The sequence below is a fragment of the Cyclobacterium amurskyense genome (assembly GCF_001050135.1).
GTDB lineage: Bacteria > Bacteroidota > Bacteroidia > Cytophagales > Cyclobacteriaceae > Cyclobacterium > Cyclobacterium amurskyense.
On record NZ_CP012040.1, the window covers coordinates 3,660,887 to 3,681,460 of the forward strand.

Below are 20,574 nucleotides of genomic sequence, written 5' to 3' on the forward strand. Positions count from 1 at the left end.
TACAATATGATTTTTTTCAATTATTTGTTTTATTTGATTATATTTCTCGGTTTTTTTATTCCGACAAATTCTAATTTTTATATACCCTTACCTGGAGTTTTACTTAAATTTAATGAATTAGCTTTTTTATTGCTTCCATTGTTTAATCTTTTAAGTTATTCGACCAATAAAGCTATTAATCGAAATAAACAACTTAAAATATTCATTTTATTTTTTGTTTTAATTATCTTCTTTGTTGAATTTATAATTAAATCTGTTGCATTTCAACAAAGTTTTGGAGATTCATTTAAGTCGATTAGAATTGGACTTCCACTTATTTCCTCTCTTGTTATTTTATATTCTGGTTTAAATGCAAATGTGCGTATTATATGGAAATTGTTTTTAATTTCTATAGGTTTTTCTATTATAATTTCTATTGTATCTTTGGTCATTCCTTTGCCTATTTATTATGGTCTCGAAGAAGGAATTGATGTGCTTTCATCAACTAGGGGGAGGCTAGTTAATTCAAATGCTTCATTTGGAGTAATAGGTTTATACCTTTTATTTAAGGGTAAAGGTTTATGGTATAATTCTAGTAAATTAGTTACGTTTGTGTCAATTTTGAGTGTTATAGCTTTAATTATGACATTCAATCGAACATACTTGACAATTTTAGTTTTAGAATTTTGTTACCTGTCTTATAAAACATTTTCCAAAAAGAATTTTTTGAAAATAGTACTATTTCCCATTTTATTTTTTATTTCTGGTTTAATAGCATATAACTCATCTGACATTATTCAAAATCAAATCGACCGGCGAATTCTTTCTATCGTGTTTCAAGAAACAAGTTTAACGGAATCAACCATCGAAAATAATAGGGACGTTATTTATGAAGGAATTAATAATAATATTTCTCAAGGATACTGGTTATTTGGTCTCCCACTAGAAATACCTATATTTACAACTGTGAGAGGTAATGTATATATGGAATTAGCTATTACTGATACGTCTATAGTAAATGTAGTGCTTAGATTTGGTGTTTTTCCACTAATTTTACTTATACTTATTTTTTTTAAATTATATAAATTAGATTTTAATAATTGTTTTCAAGTTACGTTTTTTTTCTTTTTAATAGCCTCGTTAAATGTTGATTCTCTATTTGGTCAAAACTCCATCTTTTTTCTCTTACTTATGTTTATAATTACTAATTTCTATTTCAATGAAAACTCTATTCATAGCAAAAACTAATTTAAATAATGATGGCAGAATATTGAATGAATTAAATATTCTATCTAATACATTTCCTAATCTTAGTATAGATTTTATTCTATTGCCTGATAAGCCTTTAACGATTAAACTTTCACCTAACATAAAAGTACACGAAATTAATCTTTTTATTCGCCATATTAAGCTTTTCAGGATTTTTACTATTTTAGAATTTACCTTTAGATCTTTATTTCTTCTTTTTAAATTAAAACCTTCCATTGTCCATGCTCAAGATTCTGCGGTTGTTTTACCAGTATTAGTTTATAGAATATTAAAAGGAAATAAATTTAAATTAATTTATGATGACCACGAAATTCCTAATGAAAATCAAAATATAGAAAGTAAAATATATTTATTCTTCGAAAAAAAGCTTTTAAGAATATCTGATTTTGTTTTATTTGCAAATAAAGAAAGGATGGAGCTTATAAAAAATGAGTTGAATCTTAAAAATAAATGTTCATATTTCTTAAACCTTCCATATTTTGATACAATTAAGGATGGTCTTGAGGATCCTGAATTGAATATTAAACTTTCTCATTTAGACACTTTAATTTTAAATGATACCAAATTTATTATCCATCAAGGTGTTATTGTAAAGGAAAGGGGACGTAAACTATTGGCTGATTTTAGTAGAATTCTTCCTTTTGATTTTAAAATTTTATTATTAGGAGGTAATCTTTCTGATTTTGAATTATTTGTTAAAGAGTATGATCTTGATCCTAACAATTTTGAGTTTATCGGTAGTGTTAACTATTTAGATTTAAATAAATTTTGGATAAGGAGTATAGCAAGTATTGTTTTATATCTTCCTACCTATATTAATAACCGATTGTGCGCTCCAAATAGACTTTATATATCTATTAAAATGAATTTGCCAGTTATAGTTAATAAAGATAATCCTGTCTTATCTGATTTTGTAAATCGCTATAATTGTGGGTTTTTTATTGAAGATATTGAAAGTAAAGCTGATTTTGAGAATATTATTCAGTTAAAAAACAATGATTTTCGTTCTTTTTATAATAAACTTAGTACAGGTCAGATATCTAATTTTATTAATATTTACAAATCGTAGTTTATTTTAAATAAATTATTTTATTTCAACTCAAGTAATTTTATTAAAATAGCTTTTGTTTACCATTTTTTCGCTCACTTTAGAGGTTCTATTATAGAAGAGTTAATGAAGAATGATGAAAATGATTTTTACTTTATTTGTGGAGATGAGGTTAGTACTTCTTATTCTACTTTAATATTGTATGATTTTAAAGGATATAAAAAATATATTTCAATTAAAAATATTTGGTTTTTAAAACATTTTTTATGGAAAAACATCTTTTTAGTAATTTAAAGGATTCAGATTTTGATGCTATTATTTTTTTAGGAGATAGGAAATATATTTCTACAATTTTCTCATTATTTTATTTACGAAAATATAATATCCCTTATTTGTTTTGGTTTCATGGTTTACATAATAATAAAAATACTCTTAATAATTTTATTATTTTTAAATTTTATAATTTATTTAAAAATAATGGTTTTGTTTATGATGATAAAGCTAAAAGGATTAGATCATTTATAATTAAATCTATTAATTGATTATTTTTTTTATTTTAAGTATTTCTAATTTTAGTATGTTCATTTTTAATATTTATTTGTAAAATGAAAAAGGTTTTGTTTTTATTGGATCATGCACCTAATTATAGAGAATCCTTTTTGCGGGAATTGGCTCAATATTATGAACTCACTGTAATTGCTCACCCATGTGAAAGAGATAATTTGACCCCTCCTTTTGAGCGGGTGGGCTATAATTATATTGAACTTAGGAAAACTATTGGTAAAAAACTTAGATTTAATTTTGAATTACCTAGTTTAATACGTGGTATTAATCCTGATGTTATTTGCGTTGCTTTAAATCCTAGATACCCTATTCGCGTTTTGAATTTTTTATTTTCTGGTTCATCAAAGGTTAAATGGGTATGGTGGGGACAAATCTTTGGTAGAACTAATAATTTCCTTCTAGATTATATAAGGATTAGGTTGTTAAAAAAGTCTTTTGGTACCTTAGTTTATTCAGATGACATTGCTAAAAGATTAAAGAATTTAAATGTAGTTAGCTTTGACAATAGTCAATTTTCTGTTAATGAATTTCATAAACTTGAAAATAAATTTAATGATTCCCTTAATTTTCTTTTTGTGGGACGTCCTCAAAAAAGAAAAAATCTTGAATTTATTCTTAATAATGCTCATAATTATCCTAGTTTTAGTTTTAGGCTTGTTGGGCCAGGTATGATTGATTATTTTAAAGATCAAATAATTCCATTGAATGTTAAATTATTTGATGGTGCACATGGAGATTTATTACTACAGCATTTTAAATGGAGTAATATTGTAATTAATCCTGGACATGTTGGCTTATTGGTAATGAATGCTGCTTGTCATTGTAGACCTATAATAATTAATTCAGATGTAAATCATGCTCCTGAAGTAATTCTTGCAAAAGAAGCTGATCAGTTTTTTCTAAATTTTAATGATAGAAATGAAGTTGAATCTCTTTTTTTAGAATTAGATAAAAATCATACTTTAATTAAGGAAAAAGGTGAAATTTTGTATACTAAATGTATCAATAAATATACTATAGAGAAAATGGCTGAAAAACATAAAAATGTTTTTGATAAAATCTAAATTATTACTTAATAATTTTCCTAAAATTATAATTATCACTCTTTTGTTTCTATTCAAATTCCAATTAATTTGATTTCAAAATTAAATATCCTAGTGAGGGTTTTACATACTGTAAGCCACCTGAAACCTATTCAGGTGGCTTATCAGTTAAAAAATCGATTTACAAAACCATCTTTACTTCCTGAATATTATAAGGATTTTAGGGTAGCAGAAACTAAATTGCATTTCAGTCCGCTACCTAAAATAGGAACTGTTTTAAAAGTATTGGATAATGAATACCAATTTACTTTTTTAAATCAAGATAAAACATTTTCTTCAAAAATTGATTGGGCGGATGAAGGCTACGGGAAACTATGGAATTATAACCTTCAATATGTAGATTTTTTAAGGCAAGAGGATGTTTCTGAAGAAATAAAGCTAACCTTATTGTCAGATCTATATTCTGCTTTGGAGCAAGGGGCACTGAAATTGGAACCCTATCCTGTTTCTTTGAGAATCATGAACGTTATTCGTTTTTTAAGTCAACAGGAAAGCAGTGATGAATTTCTACAGAAAAGAGTTTTTGGTGAGGTCAATTATCTTTCTAAACATCTGGAATATCATTTACTGGGAAATCACCTTTTGGAAAATGGATTTGCCCTATTAATGGGGGGGCATTTTTTTAAGAATCCTGTTTGGATTACTTTGGCCGAAAAGCTTTTAAAAAAGGAACTCGAAGAACAAATTTTGGATGATGGAGCTCATTTTGAATTGAGTCCCATGTATCATCAAATTATCCTTTTTCGAATTTTGGAGGTGCTTGATTACTTGCCTTCAGAAAATCCTTGTTATGGAATTTTCCATACTGTGGCTAAACGAATGATTAACTGGTTAAAATCTATTTCTTTTGATAATGGCGATATTCCTCACTTCAACGATTCAATAGATGGTATAGCTTTTACGACCAAGCAATTGATTGGATTAGCAGTTAAATTGAAAATTTCTCCGGATTTAAAAACACCATTGAAATCTTCAGGCTATCGGAAATTAAAAACAAATAACCTTGAATTGGTGGCAGATGTTCATGGAATAAGCCCTGATTATCAGCCTGGTCATGCACATGCTGATTCATTGTCTTTTGTTTTATATGCATTTGGTCAGCCGTTTGTAGTAGATATGGGAATATCCACCTACCAAATTGGTGCTAAAAGAAGTTTGGAAAGAAGTACCATGGCCCATAATACCGTTACCATAGATAATCAGAATACAGCGGAAGTGTGGAGTGGTTTTAGAGTAGGTAAAAGACCTAAAGTTACCCTATTGGCATCTACTGTTAATAATATAAAAGCTTACCTATCCTTTGATAAATTTGAGCATTTTAGATCTTTCTCATTGGTTTCAAATACCTTAATAATTGAAGATAAAATAAAATCAGATAAAATAGCAGTTTCAAGATTATACCTTCACCCAAAAGTAGAAGTTAACCTAATTGATTCAGGTAAAATTGAATTCTCTAATGGTTCCACTCTCCTCATCTCAAATGAGGTAGAAGTTATGGTTAATGATTATGAATACAATACAGGCTACAATTGTCAAGTTCCGGCTAAATGTTTGGAGGTAAAATTTATAGGTGAGTGTAGTATTAAATTTTTAGAAAAAAAATGAAAAGAATTCTCTATTTAACCTTTTATTTTAAACCAGACTTATGTGCGGGATCTTTTCGGAATTCCCCACTTTTGGAAGAACTTGCCCTTCAGGGAAAAAATAAAAACATTGAAATAGATGTTTTTACTACTTTACCTAATCGGTACAGTTCTTTTTCTCAAGGAGCCGAGGCAGTTGAGGTAGATGGGAATGTCAAAATCGAAAGAATAGCTATTCCGCAACACAATAGTGGTATTAAGGATCAATCCATTAGTTTCAAAACCTATTTTGATGAAGTTAAATCCAGAATAAAAGGTCAACATTATGATTTGGTTTTCGCCTCTTCCAGCCGATTATTTACAGCCTATCTTGGGTATACAATAGCTAAAAAAAGAAATATACCCTTGTACCTGGATATACGGGATATTTTTGTGGATACCATAAATGATGTATTAAAAAGTCCTGTAATTAAAATCGGTGCAATTCCTATTTTGAAATACATAGAGAAAAAGACTTTTGGCTATGCAAAGCATATTAATTTGATAAGCGCTGGTTTCAAGCCTTATTTCTCAACCTATAAAAAAGCTACTTATTCCTATTTTAGCAATGGAATAGATCAGGTTTTTATAGATGAAAATAAGCGTGTTAACCAATCAGAAGCCAGATCTGAAAAGAAACGGATAGTTTATGCAGGGAATATCGGGGAAGGTCAAGGTTTGCATAAAATAGTTCCTCAGGCTGCCAAACAATTGAGTCATAGTCATGAATTTCATATTATCGGTGATGGTGGAGCTAAAAAGTTATTAATTGATCAGATTGAGGAGCTAGAGGTTAGCAATATTATTTTAAGAGATCCTATGGGAAGGAATGATCTTATTCAAGAGTACCATAATGCTGATTATCTTTTGATACATCTAAACGATTATGAGGCCTTTAAAAAGGTGCTCCCATCTAAGATTTTTGAATTGGCCATGTTCAATAAGCCTTTATTGGCAGGAGTAAATGGGTATGCAAGGGAATTTATTCAGGATAACTTAGGCGATTCCTTATTGTTCTTTCCGGGGGGTGCCTTAGAGTTGGTAGAGAAACTGAATAAATATGAATCGGAAGAACATGATCCTGTTGATAGGTCTGATTTTATTCGAAAATTCAATAGAGATGCCATTAATGAGAAAATGGCCACTTCCATACTAGACTTACTAAATTAATGTCAGATAAAATTCTAATTACCGGCATTTCAGGTTTTGTAGGCCAAAACCTTTATGAATTCCTGAATAATAATGGCAAAGGAGATATTCTTTCGCTTAGTAGAAGCGCTGGGGATGGAAAAGAGGTTTTAACCTATGAAGATTTCTTTGCTGATTCCACCGTTTCAGCTTCTCATTATGTTCACCTAGCTGGAAAAGCACATGATTTAAAAAAGACAAGCGACGATCAGGCTTATTTTGATGTTAATTTTGGCTTGACAAAAAAGCTTTATGATAGGTTTTTAGCAGATCCTGAGGCAAAGAACTTTGTGTTTATTAGTTCTGTCAAGGCATGTGCGGATACAGTAGAGGGTTGGCTTACAGAAGAAACGAAATGTGATCCTGTTACCCCTTACGGGAAATCCAAACTTCAAGCGGAGGAATACATACTTAAGAACCTGCCTGCTGACAAACAGGTATATATCCTTAGACCATGCATGATTCACGGTCCAGGAAATAAAGGTAATCTTAATTTACTATTTGCCTTTGCTAAAAAAGGGTTGCCATTTCCATTGGCTGCCTTTGATAATCAACGTTCTTTCTTGTCAGTGGACAACCTTTGTTGGGTTATTCTCCAATTATTAAATAAAGACATTCCATCAGGGGTTTATCAGGTAGCAGATGAAGGTGCCTTCTCTACCAATCAATTGATCCGACTAATGGCAGCTTCTCTAAATAAAAGAGCCAAATTATGGGCAATACCAGCTTCACTTATTACTGCTTGTGCTAGAGTAGGGGATAAGCTTCATTTACCTCTTACTTCCGAGCGCTTGAAAAAATTAACTGAAAGTTACAAAGTGGATAATAGCAAAATAGTGAAAAGCATAGGAGAACCATTGCCCATGTCTGCTGAAACCGGATTAAAAAAGACCTTTAAGGCTTTTATTTAACACATTCATATATTGAAATTCACCAGATAGCCGCAGATTGTTCTCATCATGATCTGCGGTTTTTTTGTTTTCATTATTTGAGATTTCATGGTTTCTTTAAAAAATAAATGTCCTAATATTTTCTTCATTCAGTACTACTTTAAATAGTGCTTAATGTTAGTATACTATTTTGAAGTTTTGTGGGAAGTATAGAAATAGTTGATATTCAAACCTATTTTATCCCCTTAATGATCGATGATTGATTGTTTGAGTTTAATTACAATCTTCCCTTATTATAAAGACCTAATTTTTTTAAAGATTCCTTATATTTGCGCTTCCAAAACCAAATTTTTATGTACTATTTTATTCTTTTTCTATTGCTTTTAGCTGCCCAGCTAGTCTATTTTCAAATTGCGAAGAAATTTAGCATTATTGATAAGCCCAATGAACGTTCCTCTCATACCAAACCTACGATCAGAGGAGGGGGAGTTGTATTTGTATTTGCTGTTTTTCTAGCTTGGGTAATGGGGGCAGCTACATGGCCATTGGCATTGGGGATATTATTGGTAGGTGTAGTGAGTATGGTAGATGATATCCAACCATTACACCAATTGCCAAGAATTACCGTGCATTTATTAGCGACAGGTCTATTAATCTTTGACATCAGTCAAGGTACCTCCTTAGGGTACTGGATTCCAGTCCTCTTCTTTTTATTGATAGGGTGGACCAATTTATTTAATTTCATGGATGGAATCAATGGAATAACGGTTTTATATGCCTTGGTTTCGCTAATGACATTCTATCAACTTCCTTCCTTGGCTTCAGATAAGGAGTTGATCGTATTGGTAGGCATGTCATGTGTTATTTTCGCTTGGTTTAATGTTCGTAAAAAGGCCAAGACCTTCGCAGGTGATGTAGGTAGTATTAGTATGGCAATGGTACTAGGCTACCTGATGATTAAAGTTATTTTTATTACGGGAAATCCATTTTATTTATTTTTCTTCAGTTTGTATGGAGTAGATGCTTGTATGACCATTTTTGTCCGCTTGTCCAAACGGGAAAATATATTCCAACCACATCGTACTCATTTGTATCAGTACCTCGCCAATGAAAAAGGATTCAATCATTTGGTCATTTCATTTGCCTATGCATTTTTGCAATTGTTTATTAATTTTCTCTGGTTATATGCCATTGGTTTGGAAGAAATTCAATGGGTACCCGGATTGATTTTTGTTGTCATTTTACTTCTTTTTTATTACTTTTTACGTAAATATGCCAAGCCTGCAGAAAAAAATATTGAACTCAGCTAAATTTTACTTTTTATCAATAATTTAAAAATTAAATTTTAAATTAGGAAAAGTGTAAGTTCAATAATTAAAACTGTAATTGAATTTTGTTGATTTTAAAATTGGAGTTTAAGCGTTATTAGTTTAAAAAAAACCTTTTGGTATTGTTTCTGAATCGCTTAGATTTGTCTTCTATCCTTTTACTATGGCGGGTAGCAAATGTTTAAAAATGACTAAAGAAAAAGGAAAAATTTATTTGTCTTCTCCTCAATTTACAGGTGAGGAAATTGAATTTGTACAGCGTGCTTTAGATCAAGAAAACATTGCTACAAATGGAGTTTTTATCAGACAATTTGAGCAAGCGATTGAAAACCGGTTTAAATCCCAACACACTGTTGCCTTAAACTCAGGTACTTCTTCCATTCATCTTTCACTGCATTTATTAGGAGTGGGAATGGGAGATGAAGTAATCTGCCAAACCTTTACCTATATAGCCTCTACAAATCCGATTTTGTATTTGGGTGGCACACCGGTTTTTGTGGACAGTGAGGAAAGCACATGGAACATGTGTCCTGAGAAATTAGAACAAACCATAAAAGAACGTATTGCTAAAGGTAAAAAACCAAAAGCTATTATTGTTGTTAACCTTTTTGGTATGCCTGCAAATTGGCCCAGGTTATTAGAAGTAGCCAAGACTTATGACATTCCTTTAGTAGAAGATGCAGCAGAGTCCGTGGGCTCAAAAATTGGAGACCAGTTTACCGGGACTTTTGGAGATTTAGGCATCTATTCCTTCAATGGGAACAAAATCATTACCACAGGAGGTGGCGGTGCCTTATTGACCAATAACAGATTTTGGGAAAAAAAGTCTCGATACCTTTCTACACAGGCAAAATTAGATTTCCCTCATTTTGAACATATTGAAATGGGGTTCAATTATAAAATGACCAATATTTCTGCTGGTATTGGCTTGGCACAATTGGCAGTGTTGGAAAACAGAATCCAAAAAAGAAGAAGCATTTACGATTATTATAAATTGAATTTAGCTTCTTTACCGGGAGTAATGTTCTTGAAAGAGCCTGAAGGTTATTTTTCTAATAGGTGGTTGACTACCATCGTTATTAATCCGGAAATTACCGGTTTTGAAGTTACTGACTTGCGAGAATTTCTATTAAAGGATGGGATTGAATCCAGATTTCTATGGAAACCAATGCACCTCCAACCCATGTATAAGGGAGCAAGCTATTCTGGAGGTGACATAGCAGAAAAGTTGTTTTCAAATGGCATTTGTTTACCAAGCGGGTCAGGATTGGTTGAGATGGATCTTGATAGAATTATCAATGTTGTTTATAGATTACATAAAGAGGTAATCTGGAACTCTGAGAAATCAGTTTAATGAGGGGATTATGACTAAACGGTTATTTGATTTAATTGTTTCTTTTGTCTTGCTTGTCTTTTTTTTACCACTCCTGCTTTTGATTTCTGTGTTGCTTTTTTGGGAATACAAGGGCAAAGTTTTTTTTATACAGAAGAGGGCTGGTAAAAATGGAAACATTTTTTATTTGCTTAAATTCAAGACCATGTCGGATACTTGCAGTGATGATGGTCGTCTTTTGGCAGATGAATACAGATTGACTCCAATTGGTGCCGGTTTAAGAAAAACTTCTTTGGATGAATTGCCACAATTAATTAATGTAATAAAAGGCGAAATGAGCCTTGTAGGTCCGAGACCTCTACTTCCGGAATACTTGCCTTTGTATTCATCGGAGCAAAATAAAAGACATGAGGTTTTGCCTGGAATTACTGGTCTAGCACAAGTGAAAGGGCGTAATACCATTGATTGGAATACAAAATTCAAATATGATGTTTGGTACGTTCGCAATAAAAATTTTTTATTGGATCTAAAAATTTTGCTTTGGACGGTCAAGCCCATTCTTATGCGGGAAAATATAAATTTTAACAATACCGTGAGTGCAGAAAGATTTACGGGCTAAAAATTCTAACCTCAAACCTCAATTTTACATGTATATATTCGGAGCCTCAGGCCAAGCGAGAGCAATAATAGACATTTTGGATCCTGATGTAAAAATTTCAGGTGTATTTGATGATGACCCAAAAATTAAGGATATACTTGGCTTTAAAGTGAATGGACCTGTTCCTGAGGATTTTGAATTTGATGCACCGCTGTTTATTGCGATTGGAGATAACAAGCGCAGAAAGCTTTTGCAAGAGAGGTTTCAGAAAAGAACCAGTTTCGGTATCATAGTGCATAAGTCAGCAATCGTTAGCAGACGTACTACAATAGGTGAAGGAACAGTAATAATGGAAGGAGCTATAGTAAAAGTAAACACATTTATTGGCAAACAAGTGATAGTAAATACCAGCTCATCGGTAGATCATGATTGTGTAGTAGGAGATTATGTACATATAGCTCCACAAGCTACTTTATGCGGGGGAGCTGAAATTGGTGAAGGTACACTTGTAGGTGCAAATAGTACAGTATTGCCAGGTGTGAAGGTAGGGAAATGGTGCACAATAGCTGCTGGCGCAGTAGTAAGTAAGAACCTTCCGGATGGGGCTATTAAGAGGAGACAAGATTAAAACCGAAATATGCAATAGACAATCTATTACGTGCTGAAATCGCTTCAAAATACCCAATCGTTGCTGTTTGGAAATTTCACCATAGCGGTGCTATGCTAAAATTTCCAAATAGCCTGATTGTCTCGCGATTGCAACACTTCCCGTAAACACGGGACAGGCATCACCCCTGACTATCGTCAGGGCGAAGAAATCCTATTACATAATCCGGGCAATGTCGTTTAGTTAAGGAATTTTTATTATTTTTAGGAAAGAAAAGGGAGCGTAGTTTTTTTGAAAATAATCTAACAACAATCAAGTCCTTTTCCTTTTCGAAGGACTTTTTAAAACTATTAAAAAACAATATAGAAAATGGATTAACACGCGATAGGTTCCGTACGACTAACACAGCGTTTGTTCGTCAGCGGTGTTTGGGTTTTACAGATCTTATCTACTTCATGTTGGGCCTGGGTAAATCGAGTGTTCAGCAAGAACTTGATAATTTTTTTTCCGACAAATCGGTCAGCTATTCCAAAGGAGCATTCAGTCAGCAACGATCCAAACTAAACCCCAAGGTGTTTACATGGCTCAATGAACAACAATGTTCTTTTTATTATAATAAAGCCAGCCATATCCGTAAATGGAAAGGTTTTCGGCTTATAGGTATCGACGGCAGTACTTTGCAGCTTCCTTACAGCAAAGAATTGGCAAAAGGTTTTGGCCATTTCGAAACCCGGACTGAAAACGGGAGAAAAGTAGTGTTAGCCCGTGTTTCCCAAGCCTACGATGTACTCAACCAAATCAGTATAGATGCCAAGATCAAACATTACAGGACAAGTGAACTTGCTCTGTGTGAAAGTCATCTTCCCTGTCTAGGGCCGGGCGACCTGCTTATAATGGATAGGGCTTATGCGGCCTTTTGGCTCATGTCCTCATTGGTTCAGCAACAGAAATCCTTTGTCATCAGGGTAAAGGCAAACAGATGGAAACATGCAAAGGCATTTTTAGCATCTACCAAAAAACAGCAGATCATAGAGGTGTCCCCTTCCAAAGAGGCCTTAAACAGGTGTAGGGAAAGGAATATTCCTACTGAGGCACTCAAGTTAAGGCTCGTACGGGTACCGATTGCATCAGGAGAAGACCATATATTGATAACCAACCTAGTTGACCATAAGAAGTACCCTGTCAAGGAAATACGTGAGCTCTACAGGAAAAGATGGCCTGTTGAAGAGTCTTTCAAGCTACTCAAAACTAGGGCGGAACTTGAAAACCTGAGCGGAAAGACGGCCAGGGCCGTTCTCCAGGATTTTAATAGAATCATTCTCAGGGCCAACTTGAGCAACATTCTCAGTAAAACACTTACCAAAAAAGGGATTGACTACTGTAATAAAAAACGGAAAAACACTTATCAGATCAACAGAACCCAGGCGTATCGTAAAACCAAATCTATAATTGATCAACTCAAACAAGGAATGGACAAAATCATTGGAAAAATATCTGATTATGCTTTCAAACTGTTGCTTCAACTTGAAATAATACGGCCCAACAGGTCAGTTCCTAGAATAAAAAGGTATACTGCCAGACCCAGTAATTTTATAACTTATAAACCTTAACTAAACGACATTGATAATCCGGGTTAATTTTTTTTCTATATTTTAAATGGCCTATTTTGAGTCTCTAAAAGTATTCTTATAAAAAAATGGGACTAATAAGCTACCAAGAACTTCTAGTCTTTTCAATTTTGTACATTTTTAAATACCCTTATTATTTATAATACCTAAAGAGAAAGACTCTTCAGGTAAATACCGTATATTTGCGGTTGATTATAGGATAAAAATAGTTTTAAGTACTATTTATCCTGTTTCTTTGTCAATTAATTTCAATAAACGATCAGGGATAGTTTTTATACTTTCAAATTCTATTTTGCGATAAACCCCGTGAAATAGGAGTTTTCATAGCTAAATAATCATAGTAAAATGGATCAAAACTTATTTAGAGATTTATTTATAACAGGTATATGTGAAGGTCATATTCTTTTAAAATAATATTTTAGGTGGTTTGATTGTAAATGGCTTGTTTTAACCCTTTCACAGCTTGATCTTGATAAGGTTTAGGGCAATATAGAATCTAGTCTTATTTAAGTGACCAAAGAATAAGTACCTATTAATAATAGGGTATGTTACTGATTTGTAAATTAACGCCTAAACCGGGATTGATTGTAGCTTGGCTATTGCTTTAAGTGAAATTATTTGGTTAGTTAATAAATTAACTATTTCGTAATTTTACGCTGAATACTATAATTTTATGGGTTTTATATTATATTTATTTAGTTCATAATTTCGGTATATTTATTGCTTAATTATTAGTTTAAATTTCAACAGATTTGGAAAAAGTGCTAACATCAAAATTAAACCCACTCAGAAATTTTTTAAAGAACGACAAACATATTCACCCTTTGTTGATTTTATCGGTGGATATTTTTATAGTATTTGCTTCCTTTTCTTTTGCCTATTTAATCATTGGTGGATTTGGTTTTGACCAAATGGAGTTTGTACCTTATATATTGGTGACCGGTTGCTTTTGTGCCATAGCCTTGCCGGTGATTTATTTTTCAAAACTGCATACTGGACTGCTTAGGTATTCAAATTCCACAGACCTCTTCCATATTTTTGTAGCCGCATTGGTCTTTACCTTATTGTTTATTGTTTTCTATTATGGTATAGGGCAACGCTGGATCTCATTGAATACTAGGTTTTTGATGTTGGTCTTGCTCGTTAATTTCTTTATTGTCTCCACTTTATTGATAGCCTTTAGATTATTGGCCAAAGCGACTTTTCTAATTCTGATGAGTAAAATGACCAATAGAGCAATTCATAGGGTGTTGATTTTTGGCTCTGATCAAAATGCGGTATTGGTTAAACAGGCATTGACCAATGATCCCGACATCCACTATATAGTGGAAGGATTTATAAGTACAGATAGAAGTATGCTTAATAATTACCTTGAGCAAAAGAAAGTCTATCATATTAAAGAGCTTGGCAGGCTTGAAAAGCAAAAAAATATTCAGGAATTGTTAATCACCAACGAAAACCTGAATGGTAGAGAAAAACGGGTAGTGATTGAAAGATGCATTCGTTTGGGAATTAAAGTACTGACTATACCACCGGCTAAAAACTGGCTTTCGGGTGAACTGCCTAGTAAGCAAATCAAAAAGCTTCGCATTGAGGACTTGTTACAGCGCAAACCAATTGTAATAGATCAACAAAAGGTGCAAAGTGACCTTGAAGGTAAAAGGGTTTTGGTGACTGGTGCTGCTGGTTCCATTGGTTCTGAAATTGTCCGTCAAGTGCTCTCTTACAAACCTGCTTTGCTGATATTGTGCGACCATGCAGAGTCACCCTTGCATGAGATACAACTGGCCATGGAAGATGAATTTCCAAACGCTAAAATGGAAGTAGTCCTGGCAGATGTGAGCAACTATGAAAGGATGCACAAGCTTTTCAATGTGTGTAGGCCTCAGATCGTCTATCATGCTGCTGCCTACAAGCATGTGCCAATGATTGAAAACAATCCATTTGAGGCCATATCGGTGAATGTAGGAGGGACAAGAAACATTGCCGATCTGTCTGCGTTTTTTGAAGTGGATAAATTTGTAATGGTTTCTACTGATAAAGCAGTTAACCCTACCAATGTTATGGGTGCTTCTAAACGATTGGCAGAAATTTATACCCAATCTCTTAATGGATTGGAAACCTGCAAAACAAGGTTTATTACCACGCGGTTTGGAAATGTTTTGGGTTCCAATGGCTCAGTAATACCACGTTTTCGTACGCAAATTAAGAATGGTGGACCAATAACAGTTACCCATCCTGATATTACAAGGTATTTTATGACCATACCGGAAGCTGTTCAGTTGGTATTGGAAGCCGGCACCATGGGTAAAGGTGGTGAGATCTTTGTTTTTGATATGGGTAAGCCGATGAAAATTGTTGATTTAGCCAAAAAAATGATCCAACTGGCGGGTTTAGAAGAAGGTAAGGACATTGATATTGTGTACTCCGGTTTACGGCCTGGAGAGAAGTTGTATGAGGAACTGCTTTCTTCTGCTGAATTAACGCTTCCCACACATCATCACAAGATTAGCATAGCCAAAGTACTTGAATACCCTTATAGGGAAGCTAATGCAGCGATTAGTGAATTGCTCGTTATTAATAAGCATCATGACAATACTTCTGTTGTCCTTAAAATGAAACAAATTATCCCGGAGTTCCTCAGTAAGAATTCCATTTATGAGGATTTGGATAAAAAGGTTTAATACATTCATGCCTTAAGGTAAATTTAGATGGGAGATATGGCTTGTTTTGCCTTGACTTAGTATATTATCCTAATCGTTAAAAATTAAATCTTCTGACTTTTAAGGCCTCATCATTATTTTTTGATAAGCGGTTGGTTATACAGACCATTTACCGTAGCCTAGTGACTTTGTTTTTTTAATAGAATAATCAGGTGAATTAGCACCACTTTTATGCAATGGTCAACATTATGTTGGAACCATTATAGCATTAATTTTTTCTTTTATACCCCATCCACGCAGAGGTTTACAACAGGCTTAGCACTATAGGTTGAAACCAATCAATATCAAGTGTTTCTATGCTACCTTCAATTAACATTCCTGTTCAACAGGACTAAACTTCAGTTCTATAGTCCAAACTCTGGTTGCTTTTTTCTCTTCTAGTTACCCTTACTTCCCTATTTTATCGATACATATACCACTTAGCCTATTACAAAATTTGGCTATGGAAGTGAAAATAAAACTTTATTTCACTCTATTTGTAAGGATTTTTCTCTCAGAGAAATAATTTATTTCTATAAAATTTTAATTTTTATCTCAAGAAATTTTTAAAGAGAAATGCAATAAATACTGTGTGAAAAGTATAAATCAGTATTCAAACGAAAATTTTGTTTAAATCACATAAAAAAAATAAAGAATTGTTTGAGTTCCATTTTTATTGCTAATAGTACATTTTAAGTTATTTTAGTATATTTGGGGAGTTTTAAAAAGGCTTAGAATTTAATTGGTTTTTCATTAAAATCGCTTTGAAAATTAAACTAGAATTAATCATTTTATTCACATACCACTTTTCTGAAAATTATGCGAATAGTTCATTTTTACGGTAACAGTAGGATTTCAAAAAATAAGCAAATAGTTTATAATTATTAGGATTTTTCAGTAACTTCAATCAATTTTATTTGAGCTAATTGGTTTAAAACTAGCGTATTAAAAGGGTTTGTTGAGGTTGCTAGTTTTTATAGATTCAAAGATGAATAATTTAATTTGAGTAATTTTTAACAAGACTTAATTCCCAGATTAATAGAAACGCCCCATTTAATGGGACTTTTATAACCAACCTTTTTTATGATCAACTTTAACAAAAAAATCAACATTTTACCCAGATGGATTATCGCTTTTCTGGATGGATTTATTATGTTTCAATGTGCGATTATTGCATTTTGGCTTAGGGCCAATTTTGATTGGGTCGCATTGGCTGATTATCAGGTAGGCAGGGCAGCGGTTGCCTATTTATTGATCGGATCTCTGGTCATGTTTTTCACAAAGAGTTATGTGGGCATTGTTAGGCATACATCCCTAAGTGATGGCTTATTGCTTTTACGTACCACAGTGATTACCGGCGTTTTGGCTTATTTGTTGGATATTGGCTACAGTATGTATGTAGTACCCGGTATGCATTTTCTTCCTTTATCCGTACTGGTCATAACTTCAGTGCTTTCCTTGTCCCTCTTGATGGTGTACCGGCTTTTTGTTAAGGAGGTTTTTAGGCTTATCAAGAACAAAGTAGAACCAAATTTACCGGAAAAGGATGTTTTAATCTTTGGTGCCGGAGAAGCAGGTATTTTGATTCACCAAGCCATATCAAAAAGTAGCCAATATAAATTTAACGTTCATGGATTTTTGGATGATGACCCGTCCAAACAAAAGAAAAAAATTGAAGGCGTAAGGGTTCACGGTGGACTGGAATTATTGGATACCTTGGTGAAAGAAAAGGGAGTGAAAGAGTTGATTATCTCTGTGCTTGAGCTTTCTCCTGCCAGAAAAAGAGAAATAATCGATAGATGTATCACACTTAATATTCATGCGCTTACCATTACTCCCGTAAATGAATGGGTTGATGGCGGTGCTAAAACAGGTAGCCTTAGAGAGGTAAATATTGAAGACCTCCTTAGCAGGGATGCCATTATGTTGAAAAATAAAAATGTAGCCAGTTATCTCCAAGGCAAGACCATATTGGTGACAGGTGCTGCAGGTTCTATAGGTAGTGAGATATGTAAGCAGGTTGCACGTGCCAATCCTGGTTTTCTAATTATGCTGGATAAAGCTGAATCTCCGCTTCACGAACAAGAAATTCGCTTGGAAAGTGAGTTTCAGGATTTAGGACTTCAAACCGTTTTGGCTGATGTTACGGATGAAGACACGCTGGATCACTTAATGAAAACGTATAGGCCGGAAGTGATATTTCATGCTGCTGCTTACAAGCATGTGCCAATGATGGAAAGGTATCCTGTGCAGGCGGTTAGGTGCAATATATTGGGTACTAAAACAGTGGCAGATTTGGCCGTGAAATATGGTGTGGAGAAATTTGTCTTAGTGAGTACGGACAAGGCAGTGAATCCTACGAATGTGATGGGAGCCAGTAAGCGAATTGCAGAGATGTATATTCAAAGCCTTGATAAAAAATTAAGGGAATCCTCCAATGGTGGAACCCGATTTATAACAACGAGATTTGGGAATGTTTTAGGATCAAATGGCTCAGTAATTCCATTGTTTAAAGAACAAATTAAAAAGGGAGGACCTTTAACGGTTACTGACGCGAATGTTACCCGTTATTTTATGACCATTCCTGAAGCTTGTGACCTTGTATTGGAAGCGGGTGTGATGGGAAATGGTGGTGAAATTTTTGTTTTCGACATGGGTGAGCCGGTTAAAATTATAGATTTGGCTCGAAAAATGATTCACCTTAGTGGCAAAAAACCTGATGAGGATATCATGATCCGAATCACAGGCTTAAGACCTGGTGAAAAACTTTATGAAGAGGTGCTAAATGATCAGGAGAAATCTCTAGAAACGCATCATCCTAAAATCAAGATAGCCCAGGTAAGACCTGGCAATTTCAATGAAGTAAATCTAGAAATCGCTTTATTGTTGGATATGGAAGGCAATGAAGGTGAAATGACCTTGGTAGGGCAAATGAAGAAAATGGTGCCTGAATTCTTAAGTCATAAATCTAGATTTGAGGCCATTGATCAAAAAGCAATAGCCCAGGAATTAAAACCATAAAAGGAATTGTAAGCCAAACCAAATTTGACGGGATATAATGGCTTAACTTTCCTTTAGGTAATTTGAATTGAAAATTAAATTAAAATACCTTTTTAAAATGATCCCCCTTTTCTATATTTGTTGATCGTTATGAAAAAACAAAATCAAAATTGGTGGTGGCTTTCTTACTTCTTCTAAAGGGGAAACAGCTAACTATTGCCAAATTTTGATCAATCAGATATACTTAGGCTTGCTGGACTCCCGGCAAGCCTTTTTTTTATTTTAAATACCCAAAAAATGAATAAAATAAGAATCAAAACCCGGTATAAAAAACTATTGGCGGATACCATCACCCCGGTGGGTATCTACCTTCAGATTCGTGATAGGTACAACAATACGATATTGTTGGAAAGTTCTGATTATCATGGAAATGAAAACAGTTATTCGTACATATGTTGCGAACCAATGGCTACTTTTTCTTTAATCAATGATGAAGTTCACCAATCTTTACCCAGGGAGCCTACCTCAGTAAAGAAACTTTATAAAAAGGACAATATCATGGATGAGCTTAGGCAGTTTGGGAATTCTTTTGAGGAAGAAAAGATAGACTTTAAGTTTATTACAAATGGCTTGTTTGGGTACATTCAATATGATGGAGTAAGCTTTTTTGAAGACATACAAATCAATAATCCGCAGCCAAGCTCAACACCTTTGATTCACTACGCGGTTTATAAAAACATGATCGTTGTGGATCATTTCAAAAACGAACTGTATATTTTCGAACACTATCTGGAAGGAGACGAAGAGCAGTCAGGTATCCCAAAGATTGAAATGATACTCAACAATAAGAATATACCAAGTTATTCTTTTAGTCTTGATGGTAAAGAAAGTTCCAATTATACTGACAATGAGTTTCTTGACATATTAGCTAAAGGAAGGGAACACTGCTTTAGGGGAGATGTATTTCAAATAGTGTTGTCACGTTCATTTTCCACAGGGTTCAAAGGAGATGAGTTTAATGTTTATCGGGCATTGCGTTCCATAAATCCTTCTCCTTATCTGTTTTACTTTGATTATGGTTCCTACAAGATATTTGGTAGTAGCCCGGAAGCACAAATTGTGGTAAAGGGAAATAAGGCTACAATTTATCCTATTGCTGGCACCTTCAAACGTACAGGAAATGACAAAGAAGATGCAGAACTGGCAGTTAAGCTATTCGATGATCCTAAAGAAAATTCTGAACATGTAATGCTGGTTGATTTGGCCAGAAACGATCTCAGTAGGTCTTCTGAGAAAGTAAATGTTGAGGTTTTTAAAGAGATACAATACTATTCTCATGTCATTCACTTGGTATCCAAAGTTACAGGAGAATTGCCCAATGGAGCTAATCCATTACAACTAGTTGCAGATACCTTCCCGGCCGGCACCCTTTCTGGTGCTCCTAAATACAGGGCCATGGAACTTATTGATGAGCTTGAAAATAGTGCTAGAAAATTCTATGGTGGGGCCATTGGATTCTTAGGCTTTAATGGAGACTTCAACCATGCCATTTTAATTCGATCATTTGTATCGGAAAACAATCAATTGAGATTTCAGGCAGGAGCAGGGGTAGTGGCCAAGTCCTCTATTGAAAGTGAGCTTCAGGAAGTAAGCAATAAACTTGAGGCACTTAGGGTTGCCTTGAAGTCCGCTGAGACAATTTAAATTTTACTAGA

Annotated in this window: 15 protein-coding genes; all 15 read left to right on the forward strand. The window is 33.7% G+C overall.

Annotation, left to right across the window (positions count from 1 at the left end; translation table 11 throughout):
- The first annotated feature begins 6 nt into the window (after window positions 1-6).
- Window positions 7-1,227, forward strand: coding sequence for a hypothetical protein (locus CA2015_RS15105; protein WP_048642652.1), 1,221 nt, complete (start codon window positions 7-9; stop codon window positions 1,225-1,227).
- Window positions 1,199-2,317 carry a glycosyltransferase family protein gene (locus CA2015_RS15110; protein ID WP_048642653.1) on the forward strand — a complete coding sequence of 373 codons (1,119 nt, stop codon included), beginning with the start codon at window positions 1,199-1,201 and terminating at the stop codon, window positions 2,315-2,317. The genes CA2015_RS15105 and CA2015_RS15110 overlap by 29 nt, the downstream gene beginning before the upstream one ends.
- Window positions 2,318-2,562: 245 nt before the next feature.
- Window positions 2,563-2,838, forward strand: coding sequence for a hypothetical protein (locus CA2015_RS15115; protein ID WP_048642654.1), 276 nt, complete (start codon window positions 2,563-2,565; stop codon window positions 2,836-2,838).
- Between the two features lie 63 nt (window positions 2,839-2,901).
- Window positions 2,902-3,924, forward strand: coding sequence for a glycosyltransferase family protein (locus CA2015_RS15120; RefSeq protein WP_048642655.1), 1,023 nt, complete (start codon window positions 2,902-2,904; stop codon window positions 3,922-3,924).
- 69 nt (window positions 3,925-3,993) lie between these two features.
- Complete coding sequence (locus tag CA2015_RS15125) at window positions 3,994-5,568, forward strand: alginate lyase family protein (protein ID WP_157470491.1); 1,575 nt, start codon at window positions 3,994-3,996, stop codon at window positions 5,566-5,568.
- Window positions 5,565-6,755, forward strand: coding sequence for a glycosyltransferase family 4 protein (locus CA2015_RS15130; protein WP_048642657.1), 1,191 nt, complete (start codon window positions 5,565-5,567; stop codon window positions 6,753-6,755). Before CA2015_RS15125 ends, CA2015_RS15130 begins: the two co-directional genes overlap by 4 nt.
- Window positions 6,755-7,684: an NAD-dependent epimerase/dehydratase family protein gene (locus CA2015_RS15135; protein ID WP_048642658.1), complete on the forward strand. Its 930-nt coding sequence runs from the start codon at window positions 6,755-6,757 to the stop codon at window positions 7,682-7,684. The genes CA2015_RS15130 and CA2015_RS15135 overlap by 1 nt, the downstream gene beginning before the upstream one ends.
- A gap of 332 nt (window positions 7,685-8,016) precedes the next feature.
- Window positions 8,017-8,973 (forward strand): UDP-GlcNAc--UDP-phosphate GlcNAc-1-phosphate transferase, encoded by a 957-nt coding sequence (locus tag CA2015_RS15140; protein WP_048642659.1) that lies wholly within the window; start codon window positions 8,017-8,019, stop codon window positions 8,971-8,973.
- 205 nt (window positions 8,974-9,178) lie between these two features.
- Window positions 9,179-10,345, forward strand: coding sequence for a DegT/DnrJ/EryC1/StrS family aminotransferase (locus tag CA2015_RS15145; RefSeq protein ID WP_048642660.1), 1,167 nt, complete (start codon window positions 9,179-9,181; stop codon window positions 10,343-10,345).
- Between the two features lie 10 nt (window positions 10,346-10,355).
- Window positions 10,356-10,943 (forward strand): sugar transferase, encoded by a 588-nt coding sequence (locus CA2015_RS15150; RefSeq protein WP_048642661.1) that lies wholly within the window; start codon window positions 10,356-10,358, stop codon window positions 10,941-10,943.
- Between the two features lie 28 nt (window positions 10,944-10,971).
- Window positions 10,972-11,550 carry an acetyltransferase gene (locus tag CA2015_RS15155; protein ID WP_048642662.1) on the forward strand — a complete coding sequence of 193 codons (579 nt, stop codon included), beginning with the start codon at window positions 10,972-10,974 and terminating at the stop codon, window positions 11,548-11,550.
- A 341-nt stretch (window positions 11,551-11,891) separates the two neighbouring features.
- Window positions 11,892-13,139, forward strand: a complete 1,248-nt coding sequence (locus CA2015_RS15160; protein ID WP_262485601.1) for an IS4 family transposase — start codon at window positions 11,892-11,894, stop codon at window positions 13,137-13,139.
- 779 nt (window positions 13,140-13,918) lie between these two features.
- Window positions 13,919-15,841, forward strand: coding sequence for a nucleoside-diphosphate sugar epimerase/dehydratase (locus CA2015_RS15165; protein WP_048644552.1), 1,923 nt, complete (start codon window positions 13,919-13,921; stop codon window positions 15,839-15,841).
- A 1,101-nt stretch (window positions 15,842-16,942) separates the two neighbouring features.
- Window positions 16,943-18,880, forward strand: a complete 1,938-nt coding sequence (locus CA2015_RS15170) for a polysaccharide biosynthesis protein (protein ID WP_084011799.1) — start codon at window positions 16,943-16,945, stop codon at window positions 18,878-18,880.
- Between the two features lie 276 nt (window positions 18,881-19,156).
- Window positions 19,157-20,563, forward strand: a complete 1,407-nt coding sequence (locus CA2015_RS15175; RefSeq protein ID WP_048644554.1) for an anthranilate synthase component I family protein — start codon at window positions 19,157-19,159, stop codon at window positions 20,561-20,563.
- Window positions 20,564-20,574: the final 11 nt, after the last annotated feature.